General features: G+C 72.6%; 30 protein-coding genes. 15 read left to right on the plus strand and 15 right to left on the minus strand.

Translation table 11 applies throughout. From position 1 onward, the window contains the following. From KHP12_RS10285 to KHP12_RS10305, 5 genes are read right to left on the minus strand one after another with little or no spacing between them, the layout of a single operon-like run. Positions 1–1,494, minus strand: a complete 1,494-nt coding sequence (locus KHP12_RS10285) for a cytochrome P450 (RefSeq protein ID WP_211832594.1) — start codon at positions 1,492–1,494, stop codon at positions 1–3. Next, positions 1,491–2,114, minus strand: a complete 624-nt coding sequence (locus tag KHP12_RS10290; protein WP_086886479.1) for a GTP-binding protein — start codon at positions 2,112–2,114, stop codon at positions 1,491–1,493. The genes KHP12_RS10285 and KHP12_RS10290 overlap by 4 nt, the downstream gene beginning before the upstream one ends. Further along, a complete protein-coding gene (locus KHP12_RS10295; RefSeq protein ID WP_037959976.1) occupies positions 2,095–2,457 on the minus strand; it encodes a DUF742 domain-containing protein in 363 nt (120 codons plus the stop codon). The genes KHP12_RS10290 and KHP12_RS10295 overlap by 20 nt, the downstream gene beginning before the upstream one ends. Continuing rightward, entirely contained in the window at positions 2,454–2,873 is a 420-nt protein-coding gene (locus KHP12_RS10300) for a roadblock/LC7 domain-containing protein (protein ID WP_037959972.1), read from the minus strand. Before KHP12_RS10300 ends, KHP12_RS10295 begins: the two co-directional genes overlap by 4 nt. After that, on the minus strand, positions 2,866–4,428 hold the full coding sequence (locus KHP12_RS10305) for a sensor histidine kinase (RefSeq protein WP_210610291.1): 1,563 nt from the start codon (positions 4,426–4,428) through the stop codon (positions 2,866–2,868). Before KHP12_RS10305 ends, KHP12_RS10300 begins: the two co-directional genes overlap by 8 nt. A gap of 265 nt (positions 4,429–4,693) precedes the next feature. Between KHP12_RS10305 and KHP12_RS10310 the strand changes: the two genes are divergently transcribed. Further along, entirely contained in the window at positions 4,694–5,755 is a 1,062-nt protein-coding gene (locus tag KHP12_RS10310; RefSeq protein ID WP_211832596.1) for an NAD-dependent epimerase/dehydratase family protein, read from the plus strand. A gap of 71 nt (positions 5,756–5,826) precedes the next feature. Here the strand turns inward: KHP12_RS10310 and KHP12_RS10315 are convergent, their stop codons facing one another. Continuing rightward, positions 5,827–7,470: an alpha/beta hydrolase gene (locus tag KHP12_RS10315; RefSeq protein WP_086883503.1), complete on the minus strand. Its 1,644-nt coding sequence runs from the start codon at positions 7,468–7,470 to the stop codon at positions 5,827–5,829. A 127-nt stretch (positions 7,471–7,597) separates the two neighbouring features. Further along, positions 7,598–8,284, minus strand: a complete 687-nt coding sequence (locus KHP12_RS10320) for an urease accessory protein UreD (protein WP_086883504.1) — start codon at positions 8,282–8,284, stop codon at positions 7,598–7,600. On the opposite strand from KHP12_RS10320, the gene KHP12_RS10325 reads away from it, so the two are divergent. After that, positions 8,196–8,468: a hypothetical protein gene (locus KHP12_RS10325; RefSeq protein WP_167442612.1), complete on the plus strand. Its 273-nt coding sequence runs from the start codon at positions 8,196–8,198 to the stop codon at positions 8,466–8,468. The genes KHP12_RS10320 and KHP12_RS10325 overlap by 89 nt on opposite strands. 145 nt (positions 8,469–8,613) lie before the next feature. Here the strand turns inward: KHP12_RS10325 and ureG are convergent, their stop codons facing one another. From ureG to KHP12_RS10350, 5 genes are all read right to left on the minus strand, one after another. Continuing rightward, positions 8,614–9,309: an urease accessory protein UreG gene (ureG, locus tag KHP12_RS10330; protein WP_086883505.1), complete on the minus strand. Its 696-nt coding sequence runs from the start codon at positions 9,307–9,309 to the stop codon at positions 8,614–8,616. Positions 9,310–9,349: 40 nt separating this feature from the next. Beyond that, the gene (locus KHP12_RS10335) at positions 9,350–10,018 is read right to left on the minus strand and encodes an urease accessory protein UreF (RefSeq protein ID WP_086883510.1); all 669 of its coding nucleotides are present in this window, start codon (positions 10,016–10,018) and stop codon (positions 9,350–9,352) included. 707 nt (positions 10,019–10,725) lie between these two features. Then, the gene (locus tag KHP12_RS10340) at positions 10,726–12,450 is read right to left on the minus strand and encodes an urease subunit alpha (protein WP_086883506.1); all 1,725 of its coding nucleotides are present in this window, start codon (positions 12,448–12,450) and stop codon (positions 10,726–10,728) included. Further along, positions 12,440–12,754 carry an urease subunit beta gene (locus tag KHP12_RS10345; RefSeq protein WP_037959955.1) on the minus strand — a complete coding sequence of 105 codons (315 nt, stop codon included), beginning with the start codon at positions 12,752–12,754 and terminating at the stop codon, positions 12,440–12,442. The genes KHP12_RS10340 and KHP12_RS10345 overlap by 11 nt, the downstream gene beginning before the upstream one ends. A gap of 14 nt (positions 12,755–12,768) precedes the next feature. Further along, complete coding sequence (locus tag KHP12_RS10350) at positions 12,769–13,071, minus strand: urease subunit gamma (protein WP_086883507.1); 303 nt, start codon at positions 13,069–13,071, stop codon at positions 12,769–12,771. 366 nt (positions 13,072–13,437) lie between these two features. Between KHP12_RS10350 and KHP12_RS10355 the strand changes: the two genes are divergently transcribed. Beyond that, positions 13,438–14,391 (plus strand): M28 family metallopeptidase, encoded by a 954-nt coding sequence (locus KHP12_RS10355; protein WP_086883508.1) that lies wholly within the window; start codon positions 13,438–13,440, stop codon positions 14,389–14,391. Positions 14,392–14,439: 48 nt separating this feature from the next. Here the strand turns inward: KHP12_RS10355 and KHP12_RS10360 are convergent, their stop codons facing one another. Further along, complete coding sequence (locus KHP12_RS10360) at positions 14,440–14,742, minus strand: type II toxin-antitoxin system Phd/YefM family antitoxin (protein ID WP_037959943.1); 303 nt, start codon at positions 14,740–14,742, stop codon at positions 14,440–14,442. A gap of 84 nt (positions 14,743–14,826) precedes the next feature. Between KHP12_RS10360 and KHP12_RS10365 the strand changes: the two genes are divergently transcribed. From KHP12_RS10365 to KHP12_RS52365, 5 genes are all read left to right on the plus strand, one after another. Beyond that, the gene (locus KHP12_RS10365) at positions 14,827–15,462 is read left to right on the plus strand and encodes an ATP-dependent Clp protease proteolytic subunit (protein WP_211832598.1); all 636 of its coding nucleotides are present in this window, start codon (positions 14,827–14,829) and stop codon (positions 15,460–15,462) included. A gap of 5 nt (positions 15,463–15,467) precedes the next feature. Continuing rightward, positions 15,468–15,776 (plus strand): hypothetical protein, encoded by a 309-nt coding sequence (locus KHP12_RS10370; protein ID WP_210610289.1) that lies wholly within the window; start codon positions 15,468–15,470, stop codon positions 15,774–15,776. A 443-nt stretch (positions 15,777–16,219) separates the two neighbouring features. Continuing rightward, entirely contained in the window at positions 16,220–16,693 is a 474-nt protein-coding gene (locus KHP12_RS10375; protein ID WP_037959937.1) for a C40 family peptidase, read from the plus strand. 87 nt (positions 16,694–16,780) lie between these two features. Beyond that, positions 16,781–17,176, plus strand: a complete 396-nt coding sequence (locus KHP12_RS10380) for a VOC family protein (RefSeq protein ID WP_086880187.1) — start codon at positions 16,781–16,783, stop codon at positions 17,174–17,176. After that, complete coding sequence (locus KHP12_RS52365; protein WP_211832600.1) at positions 17,173–18,378, plus strand: nucleotidyl cyclase domain-containing protein; 1,206 nt, start codon at positions 17,173–17,175, stop codon at positions 18,376–18,378. Before KHP12_RS10380 ends, KHP12_RS52365 begins: the two co-directional genes overlap by 4 nt. 31 nt (positions 18,379–18,409) lie before the next feature. On the opposite strand, the gene KHP12_RS10390 is transcribed toward KHP12_RS52365, so the two are convergent. Continuing rightward, on the minus strand, positions 18,410–18,838 hold the full coding sequence (locus tag KHP12_RS10390) for an ATP-binding protein (protein ID WP_037959925.1): 429 nt from the start codon (positions 18,836–18,838) through the stop codon (positions 18,410–18,412). 275 nt (positions 18,839–19,113) lie between these two features. Between KHP12_RS10390 and KHP12_RS10395 the strand changes: the two genes are divergently transcribed. Both KHP12_RS10395 and KHP12_RS10400 read left to right on the plus strand, forming a co-directional pair. Next, the gene (locus KHP12_RS10395; protein WP_037959922.1) at positions 19,114–19,983 is read left to right on the plus strand and encodes a helix-turn-helix domain-containing protein; all 870 of its coding nucleotides are present in this window, start codon (positions 19,114–19,116) and stop codon (positions 19,981–19,983) included. An 18-nt stretch (positions 19,984–20,001) separates the two neighbouring features. Beyond that, positions 20,002–20,229 (plus strand): DUF397 domain-containing protein, encoded by a 228-nt coding sequence (locus KHP12_RS10400; protein ID WP_372455188.1) that lies wholly within the window; start codon positions 20,002–20,004, stop codon positions 20,227–20,229. A gap of 63 nt (positions 20,230–20,292) precedes the next feature. Here the strand turns inward: KHP12_RS10400 and KHP12_RS10405 are convergent, their stop codons facing one another. Beyond that, positions 20,293–21,480 carry an 8-amino-7-oxononanoate synthase gene (locus tag KHP12_RS10405; RefSeq protein ID WP_086880190.1) on the minus strand — a complete coding sequence of 396 codons (1,188 nt, stop codon included), beginning with the start codon at positions 21,478–21,480 and terminating at the stop codon, positions 20,293–20,295. Between the two features lie 169 nt (positions 21,481–21,649). Between KHP12_RS10405 and bioB the strand changes: the two genes are divergently transcribed. From bioB to KHP12_RS10430, 5 genes are all read left to right on the plus strand, one after another. After that, positions 21,650–22,885 (plus strand): biotin synthase BioB, encoded by a 1,236-nt coding sequence (gene bioB / locus KHP12_RS10410; protein WP_086880191.1) that lies wholly within the window; start codon positions 21,650–21,652, stop codon positions 22,883–22,885. Further along, positions 22,878–24,206 carry an adenosylmethionine--8-amino-7-oxononanoate transaminase gene (locus KHP12_RS10415; RefSeq protein ID WP_211832602.1) on the plus strand — a complete coding sequence of 443 codons (1,329 nt, stop codon included), beginning with the start codon at positions 22,878–22,880 and terminating at the stop codon, positions 24,204–24,206. The genes bioB and KHP12_RS10415 overlap by 8 nt, the downstream gene beginning before the upstream one ends. Positions 24,207–24,279: 73 nt before the next feature. Next, the gene (gene bioD, locus KHP12_RS10420) at positions 24,280–24,984 is read left to right on the plus strand and encodes a dethiobiotin synthase (RefSeq protein WP_086880193.1); all 705 of its coding nucleotides are present in this window, start codon (positions 24,280–24,282) and stop codon (positions 24,982–24,984) included. A gap of 100 nt (positions 24,985–25,084) precedes the next feature. Further along, the gene (locus KHP12_RS10425; protein WP_086880194.1) at positions 25,085–25,768 is read left to right on the plus strand and encodes a class I SAM-dependent methyltransferase; all 684 of its coding nucleotides are present in this window, start codon (positions 25,085–25,087) and stop codon (positions 25,766–25,768) included. 110 nt (positions 25,769–25,878) lie between these two features. Continuing rightward, a complete protein-coding gene (locus KHP12_RS10430; RefSeq protein ID WP_086880195.1) occupies positions 25,879–26,682 on the plus strand; it encodes an ABC transporter ATP-binding protein in 804 nt (267 codons plus the stop codon). Positions 26,683–26,708 lie beyond the last annotated feature (26 nt).

Below are 26,708 nucleotides of genomic sequence, written 5' to 3' on the forward strand. Positions count from 1 at the left end.
CTACCGGGCGGAGGCCCGCTTCGGAGCGGATCCCGGGGGCCTGCCCAGCAGCCACCGCCATAACGCCACCCACCACGGGACGCGCCCGGGGGCCGCCGCCTCTGGCCCCTCGGTACCGGACAGGACCGGGGCCGGCGTCTCCTCGGCCATCGACGGCACCCGCTGCCGGGGGGAGAGCAGGGCCTCGACGGGGAGGTCCATGATGTCCGGCTCGGGGCGCCGGGGCATGAACTCCACCGGCAGCTCCACAAGGTGGCGGGAGATCCAGGACGAGAGCCAGGTCAGCTCGGTCTCGTCCACGGCCAGCCGCAGATCGGGCAGGCGCAGCAGCAGGGTGTCGATGGCGGTGTCCGTGATGGCGCGGCCGATGTCCTGCCCCGGGCATTCATGGGGGCCGCCGCTGAAGGCGAGATGGGACCGGTTGCCGTACATGGGCGCGGCGATGTCGGGGCGGATGGCCGGGTCGACGTTCCCGGCGGCCAGCCCCAGCAGCAGCATGTCGCCGGCCTTGATCCGCTGACCGCCCAGCTCGGTGTCGCCGGTGGCCCAGCGGCCGGGCACGACCGTGAGCGGGGGCTCGTTCCACAGCACGTGCTCGATGGCGTCCGGCAGCGTCATATGGCCGCCGGCCAGGGACGCGCGGAAGCGCGGGTCGGTGAGGACCATGCGCAGCGTGTTGGCCATCAGATTGGTGGTGGTCTCGTTGCCGGTGAGCAGCACCAGCCGCAGATGCTGGACCACCTCCTCCTCGGTGAGGCCGGAGGGGTGGGCCAGCAGCCAGGACGCCAGGTCCTCGCCGGGTTCAGCGCGCCTGCGGTCCACCAGGCCCTTGAGGGCTTCGGTGACGTACGCGTCGCTGCGCAGGGCCGTCTCGGTGCCCTTCATCAGGTCCCGGGTGGCCTCGACCAGCCGTGGGCCGTACTCGTCGGGCATGCCCAGCAGTTGGGTGAGGACGAGCATGGGCAGCTGCTGGGCGAAGGCGGTGACCATTTCCGCGCCCCCGTCGGCGCAGAAGTCGTTCACCAGCTGGTGGGTGAAGCGGGTGACATGGCGGCGGATCCCGCGGCGGTCGAAGCGCCCCATGGACTCGGTGAGCGCGGCCCGCAGCCGCTCGTGCTCGTCGCCGTCGGCGAAGGTGCACATGGGCTGCCAGCCGACCACCGGCAGCAGGGGCGAGTCGGCGCCGATCCTGCCGTCCTTCCAGGCGTGCCAGTGGCGGGAGTCGCGGGAGAAGCGGGAGGGGGTGCGGGAGACCTCCAGGTTCTCGCGGTAGCCCAGCAGCAGCCAGGCCGGTATGCCACCGTCGAGCACGATGGGGGCCACCGGGCCGTGCTCGGCGCGCAGCCGCTCGTACAGCCCCATCGGGTCCTTCTCGTTCTCGGGCCCGAGGAGGTCCACCAGAGCGCCGTCTCCGTGGAGCGCGGTGTGGACGGGGCACCGGGTGAGCGGCGGATCGGCGGGCCCGGTGCCGGGGCCGTCGGGATGAGGAGTCACGGTGTCTCCGGGGTCACGGTGTGGAGGGATTGCAGATGGCGTACGAGGGCGAGGAGGGTGTCGCGGCTGGAGGCCCGGTCGCGGGCATCGCAGTCGATCATCGGTACGGAGTCGGGCAGGTCCATGGCCGCGCGCAGCTCCGCCATGGGGTGGACGGGGGCCTCGGGGAAGGCGTTGACCGCGACCACGAAGGGCACCCCGCGCTCCTCGAGCCGCCCGACCGCGTCGAAGCTGACCTCCAGACGGCGGGTGTCGATCAGGACGACGGCGCCCAGGGCACCCTCGAAGAGGCCGTTCCACAGGAACCAGAACCGCTCCTGGCCGGGGGTGCCGAACAGATAGAGCACCAGCCGTTCGTTGAGGCTGATCCGGCCGAAGTCCATCGCGACGGTGGTCTCGGTCTTGCGCTCGATCCCCGCGATGTCGTCGACGCCGACCCCGGCCTGGGTCATGGTCTCCTCGGTGGTCAGCGGGCGGATCTCGCTCACCGAGCCGACCATGGTGGTCTTGCCGACGCCGAAGCCGCCGACGATCACCACCTTGACCGCGGCGGCGGCGGAGGCCGGGAGGGTGTCCTCGCTGCGCGGTCCGGTGATTCCCTCAGAGGTTCTGTAGTCCATGCATCACCGCCTGGAGCAGTTCGGGGTCGGGCAGCACGGCGGCCGGGACCGGCGCCCTGACCTCCACCCGGTCCTCCCGCAGCAGCCCCGCGAGGAGCACGGTGACGGTGGAGACGGGCAGGACCAGATACGCGGAGATCTCGGCCACCGAGAGCGGGAACTGGCACATCCTCAGCACGGCCGCGGCCTCGGGGGCGGTCCCCGGCTCCGGTTCTGCGCGCGCCACGATCAGGCTGACGAGCTCGACGGGCCGGTGCCGGGGTTCCTGCGGCGCGCGGCCGCGGCTCACGGTGTAGAGCCGCTCCGGGCCGCCCTCGTCCCACGGCTTGCCGGGCTCGCTCATGTCACGCGTCCGTCGACCCGCGGCGGGCTGCTGAGGTGCTCCCCGAGCCGGGCGACGAGGTCTCTCATGCACTGGCCCATCAGCCCGGCGTCCACGCTGTCCTCGGCGAGCACCGCCAGATACGAGCTGGTACCGGCCGCCATCAGATAGAAGAACCCGCCGTCGACCTCGATGACGACCAGCCGCATCCGGCCGTCCCCCTCGGGGAATTCGGCGGCGATCGCACCGGAGAGGCTCTGTAGCCCGGCGCAGGCGGCGGCCAGGCGGTCGGCGGTGTCCTTGTCCGTGCCGACCTGGGCCATGCACAGGCCGTCCGAGGACAGCAGGACCACGTGCCGGGTCTCCGGAACGCTGGACGCCAGGTCCCGGAGCATCCAGTCCATGTTGAACCGCGGTTGCGTCACTTGCCTACTCATCCTTGTCCGACGTGTTCGGGTTGCTCGAGCTGTCCGGGGTGTGGGGGGACTTCCGGGGGTCCGGTGGGTCCGTGGCGGCGTCCGCCGCCGGGAGCGGCTCACCGTTGAGCCCCTTGGTGAAGGCGTCCAGCCAGATCCCCGGCTGTACCGGCTGGCGGGGCGGGGCGGGCGCCGCCGGGGGCGCGGAGTCGACGCGGAACGACGAGGGGGCCGGGGCGACCATGGGCATCCGGCGGCGGCGCTGCGGGAGTCCGGCGCCGTTCTGCCGGAAGCCGGGGCCGGGGCGGCCCTGCGCCACCGGGCCGGTGCGGGTGGGCGACGGCAGCGGGGTGGCCCGCTTGATGGGCTTGGGCGGGGGCAGTTTGGCCGCGCGGGCGATGGCGCCGCCGGGCGCGGGGGTGGGGCAGATGATGTCCTGCGGTACGACCAGCACCGCGCGCACCCCGCCGTACGCCGAGGGCCGCAGCGAGACCTGGAAGCGGTACCGCACGGCGAGCCTGCCGACCACGGCCAGGCCGAGCCGCGGTGTCTCGCCGAGGTCGTTGAGGTCGAATCCGGTGGCCGCCTGGAGCAGCACCGCGTCGGTGCGTCTGCGCGCCTCCTCCGACAGGCCCACCCCGGCGTCCTCGATCTCGATCGCGACCCCGGACTGGACCTCGATCGCGGTCAGGTGCACCCGGGTCTTGGGCGGCGAGTAGCGGGTGGCGTTGTCCAGCAGTTCGGCGAGGGCGTGGATCAGCGGCTCCACCGAGGGGCCGACGATGGCGACGTCCGCCACCGAGTGCAGATCCACCCGCTCGTACTCGAGGATGCGGGACATGGCGCCGCGGCAGACGTTGAACAGCGGCACCTCCTTCTGCCACTGACGGCCCGGGCGGGAGCCGCCCAGGACCGCGATGGAGTCCGCCAGCCGGCCGATGAGGGCGTTGCCGTGGTCCAGGTGGAGCAGATCCTCGAAGACGTCCGGGTCGGCGCCGTGCTTGTCCTCCATCTCCCGCATGTCCTGGGCCTGTTGGTGGACGATGGCCTGCACCCGGCGGGCGATGTTGACGAACGCCCGCTGGGCCGCGTCCCTCAGGTCCTCCTCGGTCCGCACGGTGTCCAGCACCCACCGCAGCAGTTGCTCGTGGGCGGCGTCGAAGTCCGGGTCGAGACGGGGCGCGTAGTCGACGTCCTTCATCGCCTCGTGCACCATGGCGCCGCGCCGCAGCCGGGCCACCGTCGCGGGGAGCACCTCCCGGGTCAGCCGCCGGATCTCCGCCTCCTGGTCCGCCAGGCGCTGCCGCAGCTCGGCGTCCCGGGCGGTGAGCCGGGTGCGCAGCGTGGTGATCAGCCGGCCGCGGCGCATCGCCTCGGCCGCCGCGAGGGCCACGGCGAATGTCGCCGCCACTCCGCACCAGGCGACCGTGGCCCGCGCCCCGGAGGGGACCACGACGACGGCCAGCGCCGCGCAGAACGCCATCGCGGCGGGAGGGATGACCCATACGAGCGTGGAGGCGGGCCGTCGGCCTCCGGGTGACGTGCCACCTCCGGATGAGGTGCCGGCGAAAACCATGGGCATCCTTAAAAACAGCGAAGAGAAAATGAGTGCGAAAACGCGGGCGATGAACCAGCCCGTCATGGGCCCTGGAGCATAGCGGTTTCACCGTCGCATGAATCGAAGATGCTTTTTTCTTCGGAATGCATCACGGTGAATTCAAAGGGCGTGAAAAAGCGATCACCTGCACTCAGTCTTTGACCGTGAATGATCGGCCGAGGGCGAATCTGCTCATGGCGAAGAAGTCTGGGCAGCGTGCCGCCCGGGCCCTTAGCGTCCCGGCATGAGCACTGGGAACGCATGTGTGATCGGGGCGACGGGACAGATCGGCCGGGCGGCGGTGCGCGCGCTCGCCGAGGAGGGCTGGCGGGTGCGGGCCGCCTCGCGCGGCGGGGGCCGCGACGAGAGCTGGCCCGGCTCGGTGGAGAGCGTGGCCGTGGACCGGGACGACGACGCCGCGGTGGCCGCGCTGGTCGGCGACGGCTGCGATGTGGTGCTGGACTGCGTCGCCTACGGCCGGGCGCACGCACGGCAGTTGCTGGGGCTCGCCGACCGGATCGGATCGGCGGTGGTGATCTCCACCGGAGCGGTGTACGAGGACGACCAGGGCCGGGGCTTCGGAACCCAGGACCGGCCGGACGGCGCCCCGCGCTATCCGCTGCCGCTCCCCGAGTCCCAGCGGACCGTCCCGCCGGGCGACGGCTACGGCAGCCGTAAGGTGGCGCTGGAGCGGGAGCTGCTGGCCGCCGGGGACCGGCTGCCGACGACCGTGCTGCGCGCCGGGGCGATCCACGGCCCGCACTGCCGCACCCCCCGTGAGCTGTACTTCGTCAAACGGGCGCTGGACGGGCGGCCGGTGCGGATCCTGGCGTACGGCGGCCGCAGCCGGTTCCATCCGGTGCATGTCGACAACATCGCGGAGCTGGTGCGGCTGGCCGCCCACCGGCCCGGTTCCCGGGTGCTCAACGCGGGCGATCCGCAGGCCCCGACGGTCGCCGACATCGCCGCCGCCGTGGACGCGGTGCTGGAGGTGCGCGGCGAGCTGGTGCTGGTCGACGGGGAGCCGCCGCATCCGCATGTCGGCAGCACCCCCTGGAGCCTGGCCCACCCCCTCGTCTACGACATGTCCGCGGCCGAGCGGGAGCTGGGCTACCGCCCGGTGACCGGCTATGCGGAATCGCTGCCGGCGACCGTCGCCTGGCTGACGGAGCGGCTGGCGGCCACCCCGGACTGGCGTACGGCCTTCCCCGACATGGCCGCCGCCTACGACCCGATGACCGATCTGTTCGACTACGCGGCCGAGGACGCGTGGCTGCGGGGCGGCGGGGATTCCCCAGCGTCCTGATCACTTCGGGGAAACAGCGCCGGGCCCGTGCGGGAAACGCACGGGCCCGGCACATCACCGCGTACCGCCGGCTACTTGACGACGGCGGCCGCCTCCTTCGCGGCCTTGGCCGCCTTCGCGGACGCGCCCGACTTCGCGGGCACCGGCGTGGCGTGCGGGGCGCAGGTCACGTCCTTGGCGTCCACCGTGCCCTTGAGCAGGTAGGCGTCCACCCGGTCGTTGACACACGGGTTCACCAGACCGGTGACCCCGTGCGAACCGGCGTCCTTCTCGGTCACCAGACGCGAGCCCTTCAGCCGCTTGTGCAGCTCCACCGCGCCCTCGTACGGGGTCGCGGCGTCGCGGGTGCTCTGCACGATCAGCGTCTTGGGCAGCCCCTTGGCGGCCCCCACCTCCAGCGGGGTCCCCTGCTTGGCCCCCCAGGTGGCGCACGGCAGGTTCATCCAGGCGTTGGACCAGGTCAGGAAGGGGTAGTCGCGGTGGAGCCGGGTGTTGTCCCGGTCCCACTTCGACCAGCTGGTCGGCCACTTGGCGTCGGCGCACTCGACGGCGGTGTAGACGGCGTTGCCGTTCTCCGAGGCGATGTTGCCCGCGGTGTCGGACATGTCCGGGCCCGCGGCCTCGACCAGCGCCTTCTCATCGCCGCCGAGGTAGTCGCTCCACACCTGGGCGACGGTGGCCCACGACGAGTCGTAGTACGGAGCGCTCTGGAAGAACCCGAGCAGTTCGGCCGGGCCCACGACCCCGCCGATGGGGCTCTTCTTGGCGGCCGCGCGCAGCTTCTCCCACTGCCGCTGGACCTTCGCCGGGGTGTCGCCGATGTGGTAGGCGGCGTCATTCTTCGCCACCCACGCCTTCCAGTCGTTCCAGCGCGTCTCGAAGGCGACGTCCTGGTCCAGGTTGGCCTGGTACCAGATCTTCTCCCGCGAGGGGTTCACCACGCTGTCCACGATCAGCCGGCGCACATGGGTCGGGAAGAGCGTCGCGTAGACCCCGCCGATGTACGTTCCGTAGGACACGCCCAGGTAGTTGAGCTTCTTGTCGCCGAGCGCGGCCCGGATGACGTCGATGTCCCGGGCGGTGTTGGGCGTCGTCATCTGCGGCAGCATCCAGCCGCTGCGCTCCTTGCACCCCTCGGCGTACTCGCGGGCCAGCTTGCGCTGGACGCGCTTGTCCGCCTCGCTGTCGGGCACCGGGTCCAGCTTCGGGGCCTTGACGTACTCCTGGGGATCCACGCAGGAGATGGCCGTGGAGTGGCCCACCCCGCGCGGGTCGAAGCCGACGAAGTCGTACGCCTTCGACACCTTCGTCCACAGCGGGTTCTTGGTGGTGACCCGGGTCGGGAAGCGCAGCCCGGAGCCGCCGGGCCCGCCCGGGTTGTAGATCAGCGAGCCCTGCCGCTCGGAGGCGGAGCCGGTGTTGGCGATCCGGTCCACCGCGAGCTTGATGGTGCGGCCGTTCGGCTTGGCGTAGTCGAGCGGCACGGTGACATAGCCGCACTGGATGGGCTTGGCGAACCCCCAGTCGGCCGGGCAGTCCGTCCAGTCGATGCCCTTCTTCGCGGCCTTGGCCGCGGCCACCGCCACCCCACGGGCCTCGGCGGCCCCGCCGGGCGTCCGCTCCGAGGCCCCGGCCGTGGGGGCGGCCAGCGCACCGGTTATCAGCGCACCGGCGATCACACCGCCGGTCGCGCCGAAGAGTGCTGTGCGTCTCACTTAGTCATCCCCCTGCTTTGTTGCGCCGCCAGGAGCGGCAATGATCACAGAGTGTCAGGGGGATTCTTCTGTCTTGCTTACCGCCGAGTACAGGGCAAACCGCCGTTTCTTTATCAAGACGTGAACATCAACCCACGGCGGCGGCCGCCGCGTCGAGGGCCCGGCGGAGGTGGAGGGCGTCCGGGGCAACGGCGGTGGCGAGGGCGGCGGGGCCGGTCAGCGGCGTGAGGACGGCGGTCTCGGCGAGGCGGCGGGGCGTGATGGGACGAGTGTCGAAGGCCGGATCGACCACGAGCAGCTGGCCCACCGCCCGATGGCCGCCGAGGACCGCGCCGCCGTCCCAGCCGGGGGCGCCGGGGCCGTGGGCGAGCTCCTGGTCGAGGAGCGGGCGCCCGGCGCGGTGGACGGTGAGGCGGCTGGTCAGATGGCCCGGGGATTCGCCGGTGCGGCCCAGGATCTGCTCCTCGCGGAGCACGAGGCGGGCGGTGGGCGCGAGTTCGACCCGGGTGGTCATCAGCAGTTCGCTGCCATGGGCGGAGATCAGGGGCTCGGGCAGCCAGTGCAGGGCCGCGCCGTCGGCGACCGTCAGCCGGATCTCGTAGTGCGCGGGCCCGGCCGCGCGCCCGGGCAGCGCGATGGTGGCCGCGGCGGAACCGATGCGCAGCCGGGCACCCGGTCCGACGGTCGCCTCCAGGGCGATCCGATCGCCGCCGAGGGGCCCGCTCATGGCCCCGACCACGGTGACACACGCCGCCCCGCCCACGCCCCGGGTCCGCCGCAACGCGAGCGGCCCGCCCCCGGCGAGCACGGGCAACGCGGTGCCGCCGCGCCCGTCCGCCTCGGCGACGAGACGGGCGGTGGCCCGTACGACCGGGCTTGGGGTGCCCGTTGCGGGTGAGGTGCCCGATGCGGGTGAGGTGCCCGATGCGGGTGAGGTGCCTGCCGCACGCGGGACGACTGCCGACGCACCCGAGGTGCATGTCGCGCCCGAGGCGTGAGTCGCAGCCGAGGAGCCCGCCGCACCTGCGGTGCCCGAGGCGGCCGGGCCGCGCCGGATGTCCGGGGCTTCCCGCTCCGGAGCACTTCCCGGCATCCGCGGCTCGGGGTGTGGCGGTACGCCACCCGGTGCGGCCGGGGCCGGGGTCATGCCGGGGCCGCCGTCCAGGCGGCCAGGCGGCCGCGGACCCAGTCGGCGATGGGGCGGATGCCGTCCTCGGCGACCAGGGAGGTGAAGGCGACGGGGAGTTCACCGCGCTGGGCCTCGGCGTCGCGGGCCATGCGCGCCAGGTCCGAGCCGACGTAGGGGGCCAGGTCGGTCTTGTTGACCACGAGCAGATCGGCGGTGGTCACGCCGGGGCCGCCCTTGCGGGGTATGTCGTCGCCGCCCGCGACGTCGATGACGAACACCTGCGCGTCGACCAGGCCCTTGGAGAACGTCGCGGTGAGGTTGTCGCCCCCGGACTCGACCAGGATCAGATCGAGCGGACCCACGGTCTCCTCGAGCTCCTCGACCGCCTCCAGGTTGGCGGAGATGTCGTCGCGGATCGCGGTGTGCGGACAGGCCCCGGTCTCCACGGCGGTGATGCGCTCCGGCGGCAGTACGGCGTTGCGCAGCAGGAACTCGGCGTCCTCGCGGGTGTAGATGTCATTGGTGACCACGGCGAGGGAGAGCTGGTCGCGCAGCGCCCGGCACAGCGCGGCGACGGTCGCGGTCTTGCCCGAGCCCACCGGTCCGCCGAGGCCGACGCGCAGCGCGCGGCGGGTGCCGTCGGGGCGGTGGGGGTCGGTGGCGCCGTAGGTGTGGCGCGGGGGGTAGGTGTCCGGGTGGTCGAGATGCATGAACGGCTCCGAAATTCCAACAGGGGCGGCACGGGCCCGGTTACGAGGCGAAGAGGCGTACGGACCAGGTGGCGTGCTGTTCGGCGGCGATGTCGAGCAGCGGCGCGGAGGCGGCGGGCAGCGCGCCCGGGCCCTCGTCGAGGGCCCGCCGCGCCGCGTCGGCGGCCCGCGCCACGACCTGGTCCAGTTCGGGGGCGAGGCGGGCGAGGACGGCGGTGGCGTCGAAGGGGTCGAGGCTCAGCAGCCGTACGGCGGCGGTCGCGGGCCCGCTCACCGCCTCGTACCCGGCGGCGTACGCGGCGTCCGGCGGGCCCAGCGCGGCGGCGCGCGCGGTGAGTCCGAGCACCACGGGCTGATGCGCCCCGCGCGGCCGGGCGGCGGCCAGGGCGTCCAGCCCGGGCGACGGCCAGGTGGCGCGGGCGGCGCGCATCAGCTGGCGCCCGAGCCGCCGGGCGGTGGCCCGCAGCGCGGGGCTGGGGGTACGGGCGTCCGCGGCGTCGTCCAGCGCGAGCGGCTCGAGCCCGGCGGCGGCCGCGGCGGCGAGCCCGGCCGCGGTGAGCCCGACGGTGTGCAGCCGCCCCCGGCAGAACGCCGCCAGGGAGGCCGCGTCACGGATCCGCCCCGCCGCGACGGCGGCCTCGGCCCCACCGGAATGCGCATGGCCTCCGGCGGGAAACCGCCCATCGGAAAGAACGAGCAACGCACCGATCCCACCGGGGGCTTCACCCCCGGGCCCCCGTTGCGAGGCCCCCACCGCATGCCCTACAGCCACGTCCTCCGCCCCCGACCGAGCCCGACCTGGTCCGCCCGATGACGGCGTACCGGGGCGGGCGGGAACGTCGGCCCGGACCCCGCCGGAGGGCGTCTCCTCCGTCCCCGAACGGGCCCGATCCGGCCCGTCCGATGACGGCGCACCAAGCGCCCAGGGAGCAGCAGCGGCGCCCCCACCAGAGGCTCCACCCCCGGGCGACCGTCGACCGGCCCCATCCGCCCTGCCCGGCGACGAGGCACCCGGGGCCCAGGGACCGGAAGCGACAATCCCACCAGGGGCATCACCCCGGACCCCACCGGAGGCTTCACCCCGGACCTCACCGGAGGCTCCGCCCCCAGGCGACCGTTGACCGGCCCCATCCTCCCTGTCCGGCGACGGGGCACCCGGGGCCCAGCGGCCGGGAGCGGCGATCCCGCTAGAGGTTTCACCCCCGACCTCACCAGAGGCTCCGCCCCCGGGCGACCGTTCGCGGGCCCGGTCCGGCACCTCCGCTGACGAGGCACCGGGGGTCCAGGGGGCGGAGCCCCTTGGTTGTGGGAAGGGGCGGGTTGGGGAAAGGTCCGCCGGCCGGCCACCCGCGGCCGGGCCGTGGACGTCCCCAGGACTGGGCGGTGTCTCGTTCGTGGGCATGATGGCCGGTCCGGTCAGAAGAGGAAGTACCGCTGGGCCATGGGAAGTTCCGTCGCCGGAGCCGGTTCGACGGGCTCGCCGTCGATCGTCACGGTGAACGTGTCGGGGTCGACCTCGACCCGCGGCAGGGCGTCGTTCTCCCGCATGTCCGCCTTGGTGACCCCCCGCGTGCCGCGGATCGGGGCGAACCGCTTGTGGAGGTCCAGCCGGTCCGCCAGGCCGTCGTCCAAGGCGGCCTGGGTCACGAAGTTGACCGAGCCCCTGGCCGCCGCGCGGCCCAGCGCGCCGAACATGGGGCGCGGCAGGACCGGCTGCGGGGTCGGGATGGAGGCGTTGGCGTCGCCCATCTGCGCATACGCGATCTGGCCGCCCTTGATGACCAGGTGCGGTTTGACGCCGAAGAACGCGGGGTCCCAGAGCACCAGGTCGGCCAGTTTCCCGGGCTCCACCGAGCCGATCTCCCCGTCGAGGCCCTGCGCCACCGCCGGATTGATGGTGTATTTGGCGACATAGCGACGCGCCCGGAGATTGTCGGCGCGGCCGTCCCCGGCCAACGCCCCGCGCCGTCGCTTCATCACATGCGCGGTCTGCCAGGTGCGCAGCACCACCTCGCCGATCCGTCCCATGGCCTGGGAGTCGGAGGAGATGATCGAGATCGCGCCGAGGTCGTGCAGCACATCCTCGGCGGCGATGGTGCTGGGCCGGATGCGGGACTCGGCGAAGGCGAGGTCCTCGGGGACGGCCGGGTTGAGGTGGTGGCAGACCATCAGCATGTCGAGGTGCTCCTCGACGGTGTTGACGGTGTGCGGGCGCGTCGGATTGGTGGAGCTGGGGAGTACGTTCGGCTGGGAGACCACGGTGATGATGTCGGGCGCGTGCCCGCCGCCCGCGCCCTCGGTGTGATACGCGTGCAGGGTGCGCCCGGCGATGGCGGCGAGGGTGTCGCCGACGAAGCCCGCCTCGTTGAGGGTGTCGGTGTGAATGGCGAGCTGGGCGCCGCTCTCCTCGCAGACGCCGAGGCAGGCGTCGATGGCGGCGGGGGTCGCCCCCCAGTCCTCATGGATCTTGAATCCGAGTGCCCCACCGCGCAGTTGGGACCACATCGCCTCACTCGAGACGGTGTTGCCCTTGCCGAGCAGCCCGATGTTGACCGGATACCCCTCCAGCGCCTCGAACATCCGGGCGAGGTGCCAGGGTCCGGGGGTGATGGTGGTCGCCTTGGTGCCCTCGGCAGGCCCGGTGCCGCCGCCGACGAGGGTGGTGATCCCGGAGCAGAGCGCCTGGTCGACGAGGGTCGGGGAGATGAAGTGAACGTGGGCGTCGATGGCGCCCGCGGTGAGGATCCTGCCGTTGCCCGCGATGACCTCGGTCTCGGGCCCGATGACGAGGTCGGGGTGGACGCCGTCCATGGTGTCGGGGTTCCCGGCCTTGCCGATCCCGGTGATACGGCCGTCACGCAGGCCGATATCCGCCTTGACGACGCCCCAGTGGTCGAGCACGACGGCCCCGGTGATCACGGTGTCGGGGGCGCCCTCGGCACGGGTGGCCCGGGACTGGCCCATGGACTCGCGGATCACCTTGCCGCCGCCGAAGACCGCCTCGTCCCCGGCCCGGCCGGGCCCCCCGCAGCGGTCCTCCTCGATCTCGATGAAGAGGTCGGTGTCGGCGAGCCGGACGCGGTCCCCGGTGGTGGGGCCGAAGAGATCGGCGTACGCGGCGCGGTCCAGTTCAGCGGTCATCGAGCGCTCCTCCCGTCTCCCCGCGCAGCCCCGGCACGATCCGCTCCCCCGCGATCGGGATCAGGGCGACCTCCACGGGGATGCCCGGTTCGAAGCGCACGGCGGTGCCCGCGGCGATGTTCAGCCGCTTGCCGCGGGCGGCGGCGCGGTCGAAGTCGAGGCCGGGGTTGGCCTCGGCGAAATGGTAGTGGGAGCCGACCTGGACGGGCCGGTCGGCGGCGTTGAGCACGGTGAGCCGGGTGACCGGCCGCCCCTCGTTGAGGCGCACCGGCTCATCGGCGTGCAGGATCTCTCCGGGGATCATCGAAGCGCCCCCCGTCAGGCTATCGGCTGATGGACGGTGACCAGCTTGGTGCCGTCGGGGAAAGTGGCCTCGACCTGCACGTCCTGGATCATCTCGGGAACGCCCTCCATCACCTCGTCGCGGGTGAGCACCTGGCGGCCGGAGGCCATCAGCTCGGCGACACCGCGGCCGTCGCGGGCGCCCTCCAGGATGTGGGCGGTGATCAGCGCCGTCGCCTCGGGATGGTTGAGGAGCACGCCCCGGGCCCGTCGCTTCTCGGCCACGTCGGCGGCCACATGGATGAGCAGACGTTCCTGCTCATGCGGGGTCAAACGCATGCTTCCCACCTCATTCTCGCCCTCATCCCGCGGAAGCCCCGATCCGGCGGAAACCACCCGTTCCGCGCGATTCCGGGCCATGTGCGTCCAGCCTTCGCAGGCTAGTTCCGCGGCATTTCGTCGGCGTTAACTGAACCATTGACCGGACAACCCTGATCAATCCGATCGATGCTGGTCAAGACGGCCTTGGGAGCCACGGTCACGTTCCCGTACCCCCCTCGGCCGCCGCCCGGCAATCCGCTCGGCGGACCCGTACGTCCGGCTATCGCACTTGACGGCCCCACCGCATAGCCCCGATTCTCATCACCGCAACACCATGATTCACCTGCTCCGCTCCAACCCCCCACATCACAACGGAGCCCAACTGTGAAGCGAATAGCGTCAATTCGCCGCGGAAGCCTCGCGGCGGCAACCGGTGCCGCGCTCGCCGCGGCCCTGCTGAGCGGCGCCTCCGGCGCCGAGGCCACCGTCAACACCAAGGCCGCCGCCCCCGACGTGGACGTCGCGGCCGTCAAGGCCGATCTGGGCGAGCTCCAGTCCATCGCGGACGCCAACGGCGGCAACCGCGCCCATGGCGAGCCCGGCTACCAGAAGTCCCTGGACTTCATCAAGGGCAAGCTGGACGAGGCCGGATTCACCACCTCCGTCCAGGAGTTCACCTCCGGCGGCAAGAAGGGCTACAACCTCATCGCCGACTGGAAGGGCGGTGCCGACGACAAGGTCGTGATGGCCGGTTCCCATCTCGACTCGGTCGAGGCCGGCCCCGGCATCAACGACAACGGTTCCGGCTCGGCCGCGATCCTCGAGGTCGCGCTCGCCGTGGCCAAGGCCGACCTCCAGCCCTCCAAGCACCTGCGGTTCGCCTGGTGGGGCGACGAGGAGGACGGCATGGTCGGGTCGACGCACTACGTCGACAGCCTGGCGGCCGACGACACGTCGAAGATCGACTCCTATCTCAACTTCGACATGCTCGGCTCCCCCAACCCGGGCTACTTCGTCTATGACGACGACCCGGAGCTGGAGAAGGTCTTCAAGGACTGGTACGCGGCGAAGAACATCACCACCGAGAAGGAGACCGAGGGCGACGGCCGCTCGGACCACGCCCCGTTCAAGGACGCGGGCGTGCGGGTCGGCGGTCTGTTCACCGGCGCCGAGGCCACCATGAGCCAGGAGCAGGCCGACCAGTGGGGCGGCAAGGCGGGCGAGGCGTTCGACCCGTGCTACCACTCCGCATGTGACAAGGCGTCGAACATCGACGACAAGGCGCTGGACCTGAACACCGACGCCATCGCCAACGCGATCTGGACGCTCAGCTCCTGACGAGCGCCCCCACACCGGACCGGCGCCGAGCCGGTCCGGTTCCGTCCGTCACTCCTCGCGGCCCGGACGCCGATCCCCGGCGTCCGGGCCGCGGTGTTCCGCCGCGATGCCGAAGCGCCGCCGTTCGCCCGGAGCGGACGAGGTGGGGCGCATCGAGGACACGGTGCTGATCACCTGCTCCTCCTCGCCCGTCTCGATCTCCTCGAGTCGCCGCAGGTCCGCGGCTGACACCAGGGCGACAAGCGGCTTCCCGTGGCGCGTGACGACCACCCTCTCGCCGCCGTACACCACGCGGTTGATCAGCTCCGCGAGCTCTGCACGGGCTTGCGTCACCGGAATCTCGTAAGCCATGCTCCCATCATATCTGGATGTACATCCTGTACATTTTTTACGGAGCCCACGACACCGCTGACGACGACGCCGAGAGGTGACGCGATGGAACGACCGACCGCGCGCTATGTCCTGCCCGAGTTCACCGAGCGCACCAGCTCGGGGACGCACACCATGGACCCGTACTCCAAGCTGCTCTCCGAGCGCATCGTCTTCCTCGGCACCCCGATCGACGACACCGCCGCCAACGATGTGATCGCGCAGCTGATCCATCTCGAGCACGCCGCGCCCGACCAGGACATCTCGCTCTACATCAACTCGCCCGGCGGCTCGTTCGGGGCCATGACGGCGGTCTACGACACCATGCACTTCGTCTCCTGCGACATCGAGACGGTCTGCCTGGGCCAGGCCGCCTCGGCGGCCGCCGTGCTGCTGGCCGCCGGCACCCCGGGCAAGCGCCTGGCCCTGCCGGGCGCGCGGATCCTCATCCACCAGGCCGCGTTCAGCGAGCCGGTCGAGGGCACCACCTCGGATCTGGAGATCCAGGCCAATGAGCTGCGGCGCACCCAGGAGATGCTCGAGGAGATGCTGGTGCGGCACACCGGCCGGAGCGCCGAGCGGATCCGGGCCGATATCGACCGCGACAAGATCTTCGACGCCGAGGGCGCGAGGGCGTACGGGCTGGTGGACGAGGTCACCCAGAGCCGTAAGCGGCCGGGCCCGCCGCCGCGGACGAGGTGAGCGCGGTGCTGCCACCGGAGCTGCCCCCGCTGCCCGCGCTCACCCGCGCGGAGGGGAATCTGATCGACGGCTATCTGGAGGTGGTCGATCTGCTGGGCCGGATCAATCCGGCCCGCGGCCGTGACACCTACGGCAGTCTGCGGGCCGCCCAGGCGCTGGTGGGGAAGGCCACCGCGCTGCGGGACGCGCTGACGCTGATGCATGAGCGCGGGGAGAGCGAGCTGCACACCGCGACCCTGGCCCGGGCGCTGCGGGTGCTGGACGGGGAGCGGCGCGCGGAGCGCGTCACGCTGCCCCCGGCGCTGCGGGCCTGAGGCGGGCTGGTCAGGGGCGCGGGTCGGTCGGGGGCCCGGGTCGGTCGGGGGCCCGGGTCGGTCGGGGGCCCGGGTCGGTCGGGGGCGCGGGTCGGCCGGAGGGGGCGCGGGGCGGCCGGGGGGCGCGGGGGCCGTCACCGTCGCGCAAGGCCGTCGCCCGAACGGCGGAGTGGAATTCCGGTGCTCCGGGCCGGATCGGCTTGCGCCGCGCGGCGCCCCGGGTCCGTTCCACCGCCCGCCCCACCACGCCGCAGCACGGCCGTTCGGACAGGTCATGGACGTATGGCGGGACGGTCGGCACCACCCGAACGGCCCTGCCGTGACCACCGTCACACCGCGCCCGCTCGAGTCGGAACCGGTGCGCGTCTGCGTGACCATCCCTGGAGACGACAGGACCCCGCCACCGCACCGGGGCGGGGTCGGCTCACGAAGGGTGTCGTGTGATGTCTGCGCACATACGTATCCCCAGGATGTTCTCCCGAGCGAGCGCCGTCTCCGCCCTCACCGTCGCCGCCGTGGGCGGCACCGTGGCGACGCCGGGCTGTCCACCGGAGGCCGAGGCCGCGACCGTCGCCGCCAAGGCGCTGCGGATCGCGGCCTCCAAGAAGGGCGCACCGTACAAGTACGGCGCGGCGGGGCCGAAGCGCTTCGACTGCTCCGGGCTGACGCAGTACGCCTACAAGCGGGCCGGGAAGCGGCTGCCACGCACCGCGGCCGCCCAGTACAACCGGACCCGCCATATCAAGGCCGCCTCCCGCAAGGGCGGTGACCTGGTCTTCTTCCACTCCGGCGGCGGGGTGTACCACGTCGGGGTGTACGCGGGCGGCGGGCGCCTGTGGCACGCCCCCAAGACCGGCCAGGTGGTGCGGCTGGAGCGGATCTGGACCAAGAAGGTCTGGTACGGACATGTGCGCTGACCCGCCGTAGGCGTCAGTGACCGTGGGTAGGTTGACGGGGCCGGGACACCGCTGTGGACCGGCCCCGTCGACCACCGGAGGCTTCGCATGGCGTATCTCAACCCGGTCCGGCACATCACCTTCGACGCCCGTGATCCGCACGCCCTCGCGCGGTTCTGGTCCCGGCTGACCGGCTACCCCCTGGAGGACTCCGATCCGGACGGCGAATGGGCACTGATCAGCCCGGGGCGACCCGGGGTGCCGGGGCTGCTGTTCCTGCGGGTCCCGGACGCCAAGACCGTCAAGAACCGCGTGCACCTGGACATCCAGCCGCCGTCGGGCACCCGGGACGCCGAGGTGGAGCGGCTGATCGGGCTCGGCGCGCGGGTGGCGGACGACCGGCGCACGGAGGACGGGCTGGGGTGGGTGGTGATGTCCGACCTCGAGGGCAATGAGTTCTGCGTGGAGCGCAGCGCCGTCGAGCGCGGTGTGGTGCCGTCATGAACGAGCCCTTCCAGCCGGACCACACCTACGACCAGGTGTATCTGCTCTTCGTCGACACCTCCGGGTATTCGACGATCGTCCGCTCGAACCCCAGGGACCGCGCCGCCCACGCCTTCGATCTGCTGCGCGAGCGGATGCGCGCGCGGATCGAGCAGTTCTCGGCCCAGCACCGCTGTGCCCGCGGCGACTTATGGAGCTGGCGCGGCGACGGGGGCTTCTTCGCGGTCCACGACGACCGCGAGAGCGTGGCCCGTGATGTCGCGCTGGAGGCGGCCCGCACCTTTCTCACCCTCGATCTGCGCCATCTGCGGGACGAGTTCGCCCAGGCGGGGGTGGACGGCGAGCTGCATGTGCGGATGGCGCTGCACAAGGGGGCGATACGGCACACCGGCGAGGGCCGGACCGGCACCATCCACTCCCCCGACATCAATCTGGCCGCGCATCTGGAGAAGGCGACTCCGCCGGACTGCCTGGCGGTCTCGGAGGATGTGTACCGCACCGCCGGGCCGTACGCGGAGCTGTTCGCCCATGTGGGAAGCCATGAGGGCAAGGACGTCTATCTGATGGCGGGCGACGGCGGCCCGGGCGGGGCGGCCAAGGCGTGGCTGGCGGGCCGGGGGCTGGCGGACGGCGCCCCGGTGCACGCGTATCCGGAGCGGCCGAGCCCGCAGGAGAAGGCGCGGCTGCTGGACGCGGCGGACGAAGAGGTCCTGGACATGGGGACGGCGCTGCGCACCACCTCCGGCCGGCTGGTCACCACCGAGCGTCCGGCCCGCTTCCGCGACGCGGTCCTCGGGCTGCTGCGCCGGGGCGGCACCTACCACTGCTATCTGCTGGACCCGTCCTCGGACGCGGCGGCCACGCTCTCCCGCCAGTACCAGGAGGACATGGCGCGGAAGATCAAGGATTCGCTGGAGCGGTTCGGCCGTTTCAAGGAGCGCTACGGGGCGGAGGCCGACGGTCTGCGGGTCTATCAGACGGAGGAGTTTCCCGGCTTCTCGGCGCTCACCATCGATATGCGCGGACCGAGCGGGCTGATCCTGTATTCCTCATATCTGATGGGCACGAGCCGGTACGGGGTGATCGAGCGCGGCGACATGCCGCACTATCTGATCGGCCCGGCCGCCGGGCGGGTCTACACCCGGATCCGCCAGCTGGCCGAGGCGCGGGTCTCGGAGGGGCAGGCCCAGCGCGTGCTGTGAACGATTCAGCGGACGGGGAGGGTCCACCGGCTCAGCGGACCGGCACGGTCCACGGCAGGGCGATCCAGACGGTCTTGCCGCCGTCCGCGGTCGGGGTGACGAACACCTCGCCGCCCGACTCCGCGGCCAGACAGCGGACGATGACCATCCCGCGCCCGCTGTCCTGCTGGGTGGCCAGCGGCAGCCACCTGGGCCATTTCGGATGGCTGTCGGTGACCCCGATCTCCAGCCGCTGCTCGCGGTCGAGCCGTAGGTCCACGGTGAAGGTGGGCGACTGGCCCACGGTGTGCTCCACGGCGTTGGTGGCGAGCTCGGAGACGATCAGCCGCACGGTGTCGGCGGCCTCCGCTCCCGCCCCGAGCCCCCATTCGGCGAGCACGTCCGTGACATAGGCGCGTGCCGCGGGAACCGACGCCGGTGCGCTCGGCAGAGTGACGGATGCTTCCTGATGGTCTGCCATGACGGCCTGTCCCTTTCCGGCCGGGGCGCGGCTGCGGACGCGTTTCGAGGGTGGACTTGCGAAGCCGGTGAAGTCGTGGGCTGCCCCGACGGCTCTACGCGTCAGACTGCCACCAATGGCCTCTCCAACGGGGGCGATCCACCGAGTTATGCATATATCTGTCGCCCAAAGCGGTGAACTCTGCTACGGAAGACCGGATTTGGAAGGCACACTGGGCCACTGGTGCGACACGCGCTCTGGGTGGCGCGTCAAAAGGAAGGCGGGAGGGAGAACTGATGCGATACGGCCCGGCGGTGCGTCGCCGCAAGCTCGGTGCGGAACTGCGCCGCCAGCGCGATCTGGCCGGGCTCACCAGCGGTGAGGTCGCCAACCGGCTGGGCTGGCACCAGTCGAAGGTGAGCCGGATCGAGACCGGGCGGAGCGGCGCCAAGCCCTCGGATGTGGCCCGGCTGCTGGAGGTCTACCAGGTCGCCGACCCGGAGCTGCGCGCCCTGCTGGAGGCGCTGTGCCGCGGGGGTGCCTCCGATCCGGAGGGGTCGCGGCGCGGCTGGTGGTACGCGTACCGCGATCTGCTGCCGCCCGCCTACCGGGACTTCATCAGCCTGGAGGCGGAGGCGTCGGACGCGTACACGCTGGAGACCACGGTGGTGCCGGGCCTGTTGCAGACCCCGGACTACGCCCGGGCGGTGACCCTCGCGGCGCTCCCGGATCTGCCGGGACCCCAGGTGGACTCGCTGGTCGAGGTGCGGATCGCGCGCCAGTCGGTGCTGCACGGCGAGCGGCCGCTGCGGCTGCACGCGGTGCTCGACGAGGCGGCTCTGCGGCGTGAGGTGGGCGGGCCCGGAGTGATGACGGCGCAATTGCGCCATCTGGCCGAACTCTGCGCATTGCCTCAGGTGCAGCTACAGGTGCTGCCATTCTCGATCGGAATGCCCATTGGTATGACAGGTCCTTTCATTATTTTCTCTTTTCCGCACATTAGTGACCTGGACGTAGTAGTTCTCGACCACTTGACGAGTAGCCTCTATCTGGAGCGGAAAGAAGACCTCCGGGCGTACAGCGCCGCGTTCGAAGTACTGCGCGCACACGCCCTGACACCTGAGGAATCGTTGTCCTTCATCAACAAAATCGGGGGCGGCGCCTGAGGGGGCACCATGTCCAAAATGTCCGCCAACTCCGTCGACTGGCTGCGCAGCAGCTACAGCGTCGGAATGAACAACTGCGTCGAGACGGCCCTGCTGGGGCCCGACCAGCTCGGCGTGCGCGATTCGAAGAACACGGCGGGCCCCGTCCTGCTGTTCACCCCGTCGACCTGGGTCTCCTTCCTCGAGGGACTCAAGGGCGACGGCCCCGGCTCCGGCATCTCCCGCTCGGCCGGAACCGGAAGCTGATCCGTGAGTGAAGTATCCCTTCCGCCGGTGAGCTGATCCGCTCACCGTCCCGTCAGTGAGCCATCAGGCGGCCGGCGCGGTCCTCACGATCACGTCGGCCGCCTCTTCGATCTGGTCCTCCGTCAGATCCCCGCGCGCGGTCAGCCGCAGCCGGGAGACGCCGTCCGGGACGGACGGCGGGCGGAAGCACCCCACCATCAGCCCGGCCGCGCGGCAGTCCGCGGCCCAGCGCACCGCCTTCTCCGGCGACGGGGCCCGCACCGACACCACCGACGCGTCCGGCCGCACCGCGGCCAGCCCGGCGGCGGTCAGCCGCCCGTACAGCCCCATGGCGACCGTACGGACGCGGGCGGCGCGCTCCGGCTCCCGGCGCAGCAGCCGCAGGCCGGCCAGGGCGGCGCCCACGGCCGCCGGGTTGAGCCCGGTGTCGAAGATGAACGTCCGTGCGGAGTTCACCAGGTGCTCGATGACCCGGGCGGGCCCCAGCACCGCCCCGCCCTGGCTGCCCAGCGACTTGGAGAGGGTGGCCGTGACCACCACGTCCGGCGCGCCCGCGAGCCCGGCCCCGTGCACCGCGCCGCGCCCGCCCTCGCCGAGCACCCCCAGGCCGTGCGCCTCGTCCACCACCAGCGCCGCGCCGTAACGCCGGGCGACAGCGGCGAGGGCGGCCAGCGGGGCGGCGTCGCCGTCGACGGAGAAGACCGCGTCGCTGACGACGAGGGCGCGCCGCCGCGCCTCCCCCTCCTTCGTCGCCCCCGCGTCCGCCTCGTCCGCGTCCAGCGCCTTGCCTACGGCGTCCGGGTCGGCGTGCGGGACGACGGCGATCTCGGCGCGGGAGAGCCGGCAGCCGTCGATGAGCGAGGCGTGGTTGTCCGCGTCGGAGACGACCAGGGCGTCCCGGCCGCCCAGCGCGGAGACGGCGGCCAGATTGGCCGCGTAACCGGAGGAGAACACCAGGGCCGCCTCGAATCCGCAGAACTCGGCGAGCTCCCGCTCCAGCGTGGTGTGCAGCTCGGTGGAGCCGGTGACCAGGCGCGAGCCGGTCGATCCCGCGCCCCAGCGGTGCGCCGCCGCGGCCGCGGCGGCCGTCACCTCCGGGTGCCGGGCCAGCCCCAGATAGTCATTGCTCGCCAGATCGAGCAGCGGGGAGTCGGCGGGGCGGGGGCTGAGCCGGCGCACCAGCCCCGCCCGGTCGCGCCGCTCCCGCTGCGCGTCGATCCATGCGAACGCGCCGTCGCGGTCCTGGGGCATCGGCTGCCTCGCCTTCCGTGGCCTCGTCTCGGGCACCGACTGTCGGGTCCGGATAGAACGTAGCCTCGTCCATGCCCGGTCATGGTGTGGCAATACACACACCCCGATCAGCGCGTCTTGTACGGTCTCTCCTTGGCCGCGGGCGGTGGGGTAGGAAAGGATCGTCGCCATGGACCTGCTGAACACGCTGGTGGAGAAGGGGCTGCGGCGCGAGACGCCCACCCGCGAAGAGGCGCTCGCCGTCCTGGCGACCTCCGATGACGAGCTGCTCGATGTGGTGGCCGCGGCGGGCAAGGTGCGCCGCGCCTGGTTCGGGCGGCGGGTGAAGCTCAACTATCTGGTGAACCTCAAGTCGGGGCTGTGCCCCGAGGACTGCTCGTACTGCTCGCAGCGGCTGGGCTCGAAGTCCGGCATCCTCAAGTACACCTGGCTCAAGCCGGAGCAGGCGGCCGCCGCGGCGGGCGCCGGGGTCGCGGGCGGCGCCAAGCGGGTGTGCCTGGTCGCCAGCGGACGCGGCCCGACCGACCGCGATGTGGACCGGGTCTCCCAGACCATCGCCGCCATCAAGGAGGAGCACCAGGACGTCGAGATCTGCGCCTGTCTGGGGCTGCTGTCCGACGGCCAGGCGGAGCGGCTGAAGGACGCGGGGGCGAACGCGTACAACCACAACCTCAACACCTCAGAGGCGACGTACGGCGACATCACCACCACCCACACCTACGCCGACCGGGTCTCGACCGTGCAGCAGGCCCAGGCGGCGGGGATGTCCGCCTGCTCCGGGCTGATCGCGGGCATGGGCGAGTCGGACGAGGACCTGGTGGACGTGGTCTTCTCGCTGCGCGAGCTGGACCCGGACTCGGTGCCGGTCAACTTCCTCATCCCGATCGAGGGCACCCCGCTGGCCGGGGACTGGAACCTCACCCCGCAGCGGTGTCTGCGGATCCTGGCCATGGTGCGGTTCGTCTGCCCGGACGTCGAGGTGCGGCTGGCGGGCGGCCGCGAGATCCATCTGCGGACGCTCCAGCCGCTGGCCCTGAACCTGGCGAACTCGATCTTCCTCGGCGACTATCTGACCACCGAGGGCCAGTCGGGCAAGGACGATCTCGCGATGATCGCCGACGCGGGCTTCGAGGTGGAGGGCACCGATACGACGACGCTGCCCGCACACCGCGCGGACGCACTCGCCGCGGCCGGTTCCGGCTGCGGCGGCCACGGTGCGGAGGGCGGCGGCTGCGGCCCGTGCGGTGACGCGGCGCCCGCCGACGCGGTCCCTGCCGACGCCGTACCCGCCCCGGCGGCGGCCGGTGCGGTGGTCCCCGCCGCCGCGGGCACGCGGGAGTCCCACGCCGACCTGGTCGCGGTGCGCCGCCGCGGCGCGGGCACGGATCTGCCGCCCAATGCCTGAGCCACTGACCCCGGCCGAGCTGCGGGACCTGGACCGGCAGCACGTCTGGCATCCGTACGGCCCGATGCCCGGCCGCCAGGACCCGCTGGTCGTGGAGTCCGCGGCCGGGGTCCGGCTGCGGCTGGCCGAGCCGGTGGAGGGCGTCCGCGAGCTGGTGGACGGGATGTCGTCGTGGTGGTCCGCCATCCACGGCTACAACCACCCGGCGCTCAACGACGCCGCGCGCGGTCAGCTGGACCGGATGAGCCATGTGATGTTCGGCGGGCTCACCCATGAGCCCGCCGTCCGGCTGGCCACCCGGCTGGTGGAGATCACGCCCGAGCCGCTCCAGCACGTCTTCCTCGCCGACTCCGGTTCGGTGTCGGTCGAGGTCGCGGTGAAGATGTGCCTCCAGTACTGGCGCTCCCTGGGCCGCCCCGCCAAGCGGCGGCTGCTGACCTGGCGCGGCGGCTACCACGGCGACACCTGGCAGCCGATGGCGGTGTGCGACCCGGAGGGCGGCATGCACCGGCTGTGGTCCGGTGTGCTGCCCGAGCAGATCTTCGCGGACGGCCCGCCGCCCGGCTTCGACGCGGACCCCGACCCGGTGTACGAGCGCCACATCCGTGAGCTGGTGGCCCGTCACGCCGATGAGCTGGCCGCGGTGATCGTGGAGCCGGTGGTGCAGGGCGCGGGCGGGATGCGCTTCCACTCCCCCGCGCTGCTGCGGGTGCTGCGCGAGGCGTGCGACGAGCACGATGTGCTGCTGGTGTTCGACGAGATCGCCACCGGCTTCGGCCGCTCGGGCGCGCTCTTCGCGGCCGAGCACGCGGGGGTGTGCCCCGATGTGATGTGTCTGGGCAAGGCGCTGACCGGGGGTTATCTGACCCTCGCCGCCACGCTGTGCACCCCGCGGGTGGCGGAGGGCATCTCGCGCGGCGAGGTGCCGGTGCTCGCCCACGGCCCGACCTTCATGGGCAATCCGCTGGCCACGGCCGTGGCCTGCGCCTCGATCGACCTGCTGCTCTCCTACGACTGGCGGCAGGAGGTCAAGCGGATCGAGGCCGGGCTGCGGGACGGTCTCGCGGAGGCGGCCGCCGGGCCGGGCGTCCGGGACGTACGGGTGCTCGGCGCGATCGGCGTCGTCCAACTGGACCGTCCGATGGACGACGCGGCGATGGCGGCGGCGACGCGGGCCGCGGTGCGCGAGGGCGTGTGGCTGCGCCCGTTCCGCGATCTGCTGTACACCATGCCGCCGTACATCACCGGGGACCACGATCTGGCCCGGATCTGCGCGGCGGTCCGGGCGGCCGCGACAGCGGCCAGCGCCACGGCCGTCTGACGCGGGAACAGGCCGGGGCAGACCGGGGCACGCCCCGGAGTGCGAACGAAAACGAAAGGCAACGGAAACGAAGATGTCAGTCCTGGTCGTCACCGGTACGGGCACGGAGATCGGAAAGACCGTCAGCACGGCGGCCGTCGCCGCGGCGGCGCTGGCACGCGGCCGCTCGGTGGCGGTGCTCAAACCCGCCCAGACCGGTGTCGCGGAGGGCGAACCGGGCGATGCCGCGGAGGTGGGCCGCCTCGCCGGGGCGGTGACCCTGCTCGAACTCGCCCGCTACCCCGAGCCGCTGGCCCCGGCCACCGCCGCCCGCCGCGCCGGACGGCCGCCGGTGCGGCCGCACGAGGTGGCCGACGCGGCCGAGAAGCTGGCCACCGAGCACGATCTGGTGCTGGTCGAGGGCGCGGGCGGGCTGCTCGTACGGTTCGACGAGACGGGGGCGACGCTCGCCGACGCGGCCCGGCTGCTCGGCGCGCCCGTCCTGGTCGTCGCCCACGCCGGTCTCGGCACGCTCAACGCGACCACCCTGACCACCGAGGCGCTGCACGCCCGCGGGCTGGAGTGCCCCGGTGTCGTCATCGGCAGCTGGCCCGCCGCCGCGGATCTCGCCTCCCGCTGCAATGTGGCCGATCTGCCGGAGTCCTCCGGCGTCCCGCTGCTGGGCGCCATCCCCCAGGGCGCCCCCGCCCTGCCGCCCGCCGAGTTCCGCGCCCAGGCCCCCGGTTGGCTGGCGCCCCGGCTGGACGGCACCTGGGACCCGGCGCGGCTGGCCGCGTAGCGACACCCCCCGGCTGGGCAGAATCCCGGTACCGGTCATCGTCCATCCCTGGAACACGGCCGGGACAAACCGTCCGAACCTGGGACAAGGGGGAGCCCCCATGCCCGTAGGCCGTCGCACACCCCCGCGTGACGCCGTCCACCACCCGCTCTTCGCCCGCGCCTACGCCAGACTGAGCCCGCTGGCCGACGAGCGGGCCGGGCTGGGTGAGCTGCGCGGCGAGCTGCTGACCGGGCTCTCCGGCCGGGTCATCGAGATCGGCGCGGGCAACGGGCTGAACTTCCCGCACTACCCCGAGACCGTCTCCGAGGTCGTCGCCATCGAACCCGAGCGCCATCTGCGGCGGCTGGCCGCCCAGGCGGGGCTGCGCGCCGGGGTGCCGGTGGACGTGGTGCCGGGCGTCGCCGAGGCGCTGCCGGTCAAGAGCGAGGGGTTCGACGCGGCGGTGGCCTGTCTGGTGCTGTGTTCGGTCCGCGATGTGCGGCGCGCGCTCGCCGAGCTGCTACGGGTGCTGCGGCCCGGCGGTGAGCTGCGCTTCCTCGAGCACGGCCGGGCCGAGGGCCGGGTCCTGGCGACGACCCAGCGGGCGCTGGACCGCACGGTGTGGCCGCTGATGTTCGGCGGCTGCCATACGGCGCGCGAGGCGCGGTCGGAGATCGCGGCCGCGGGCTTCGAGCCGCTCGGCCACCGCCGGCTGCGCATCCCCGACCGGGGCCCGACGCTGCCGACGTCCCCGTGCGTGCTCGGCGCCGCCCGCCGCCCGTCCGCGCCTTCCGGTCCCTGATCGCCTCCCCGTCGGCGTTCGCAATCCCGTATGCCCGTGTCCGCGGGCGGGCGTACCGGCGGCCGGGTCCCTACCATCGAGGGCACGACGTTCCGATACGGGGAGGCATCGTGTCCACACCGGCGGCAACGAAAACGGACGGGTTCGCGGACGGCGGCGCCCATGTGGCGGCCCGGGCCCAGTCCCTGACCAAGGCGTACGGCAGCGGCGAGACGGCCGTGCTCGCGCTGGACGCGGTGGACGTGGAGATCGAACGGGGCAGGTTCACCGCGGTGATGGGCCCGTCCGGCTCCGGGAAGTCCACCCTGATGCACTGTCTGGCGGGGCTCGACACGGTCTCGTCGGGCCGGGCCTGGCTGGGCGACATCGAGATCACCGGCCTGGGCGACAAGGAGCTGACCCAGCTCCGCCGCGACCGGATCGGCTTTATGTTCCAGTCGTTCAATCTGCTGCCCACGCTCAACGCGGCCGAGAACATCACCCTGCCCATGGACATCGCGGGCCACAAGCCCGACCGGGAGTGGGTGGACCGGGTCATCGACACCCTCGGGCTGCGGGACCGGCTGCGGCACCGGCCCGCCCAGCTGTCCGGCGGACAGCAGCAGCGGGTGGCGTGCGCGCGGGCGCTCGCCTCCCGCCCCGAGCTGATCTTCGCGGACGAGCCCACCGGCAACCTGGACTCGCGGGCGGGGCTCGAGGTGCTGCGCTTCCTGCGGGAGGCCGTGGACGAACTGGGCCAGACGGTCGTCATGGTCACCCACGACCCGACCGCGGCCGCCCACTCCGATCTGGTGCTCTTCCTCGCCGACGGCCGGATCGTGGACCGGATGGACCGGCCCACGGCCGAGGCGGTGCTGGAGCGGATGCACATCTTCGCGGCCACCACCACCCCCGACCCCGATCCGCTCACCTGATCCCCCGGCCCCGGGCCGGATCTGCC

This window comes from Streptomyces asiaticus, assembly GCF_018138715.1.
Lineage (GTDB): Bacteria > Actinomycetota > Actinomycetes > Streptomycetales > Streptomycetaceae > Streptomyces > Streptomyces asiaticus.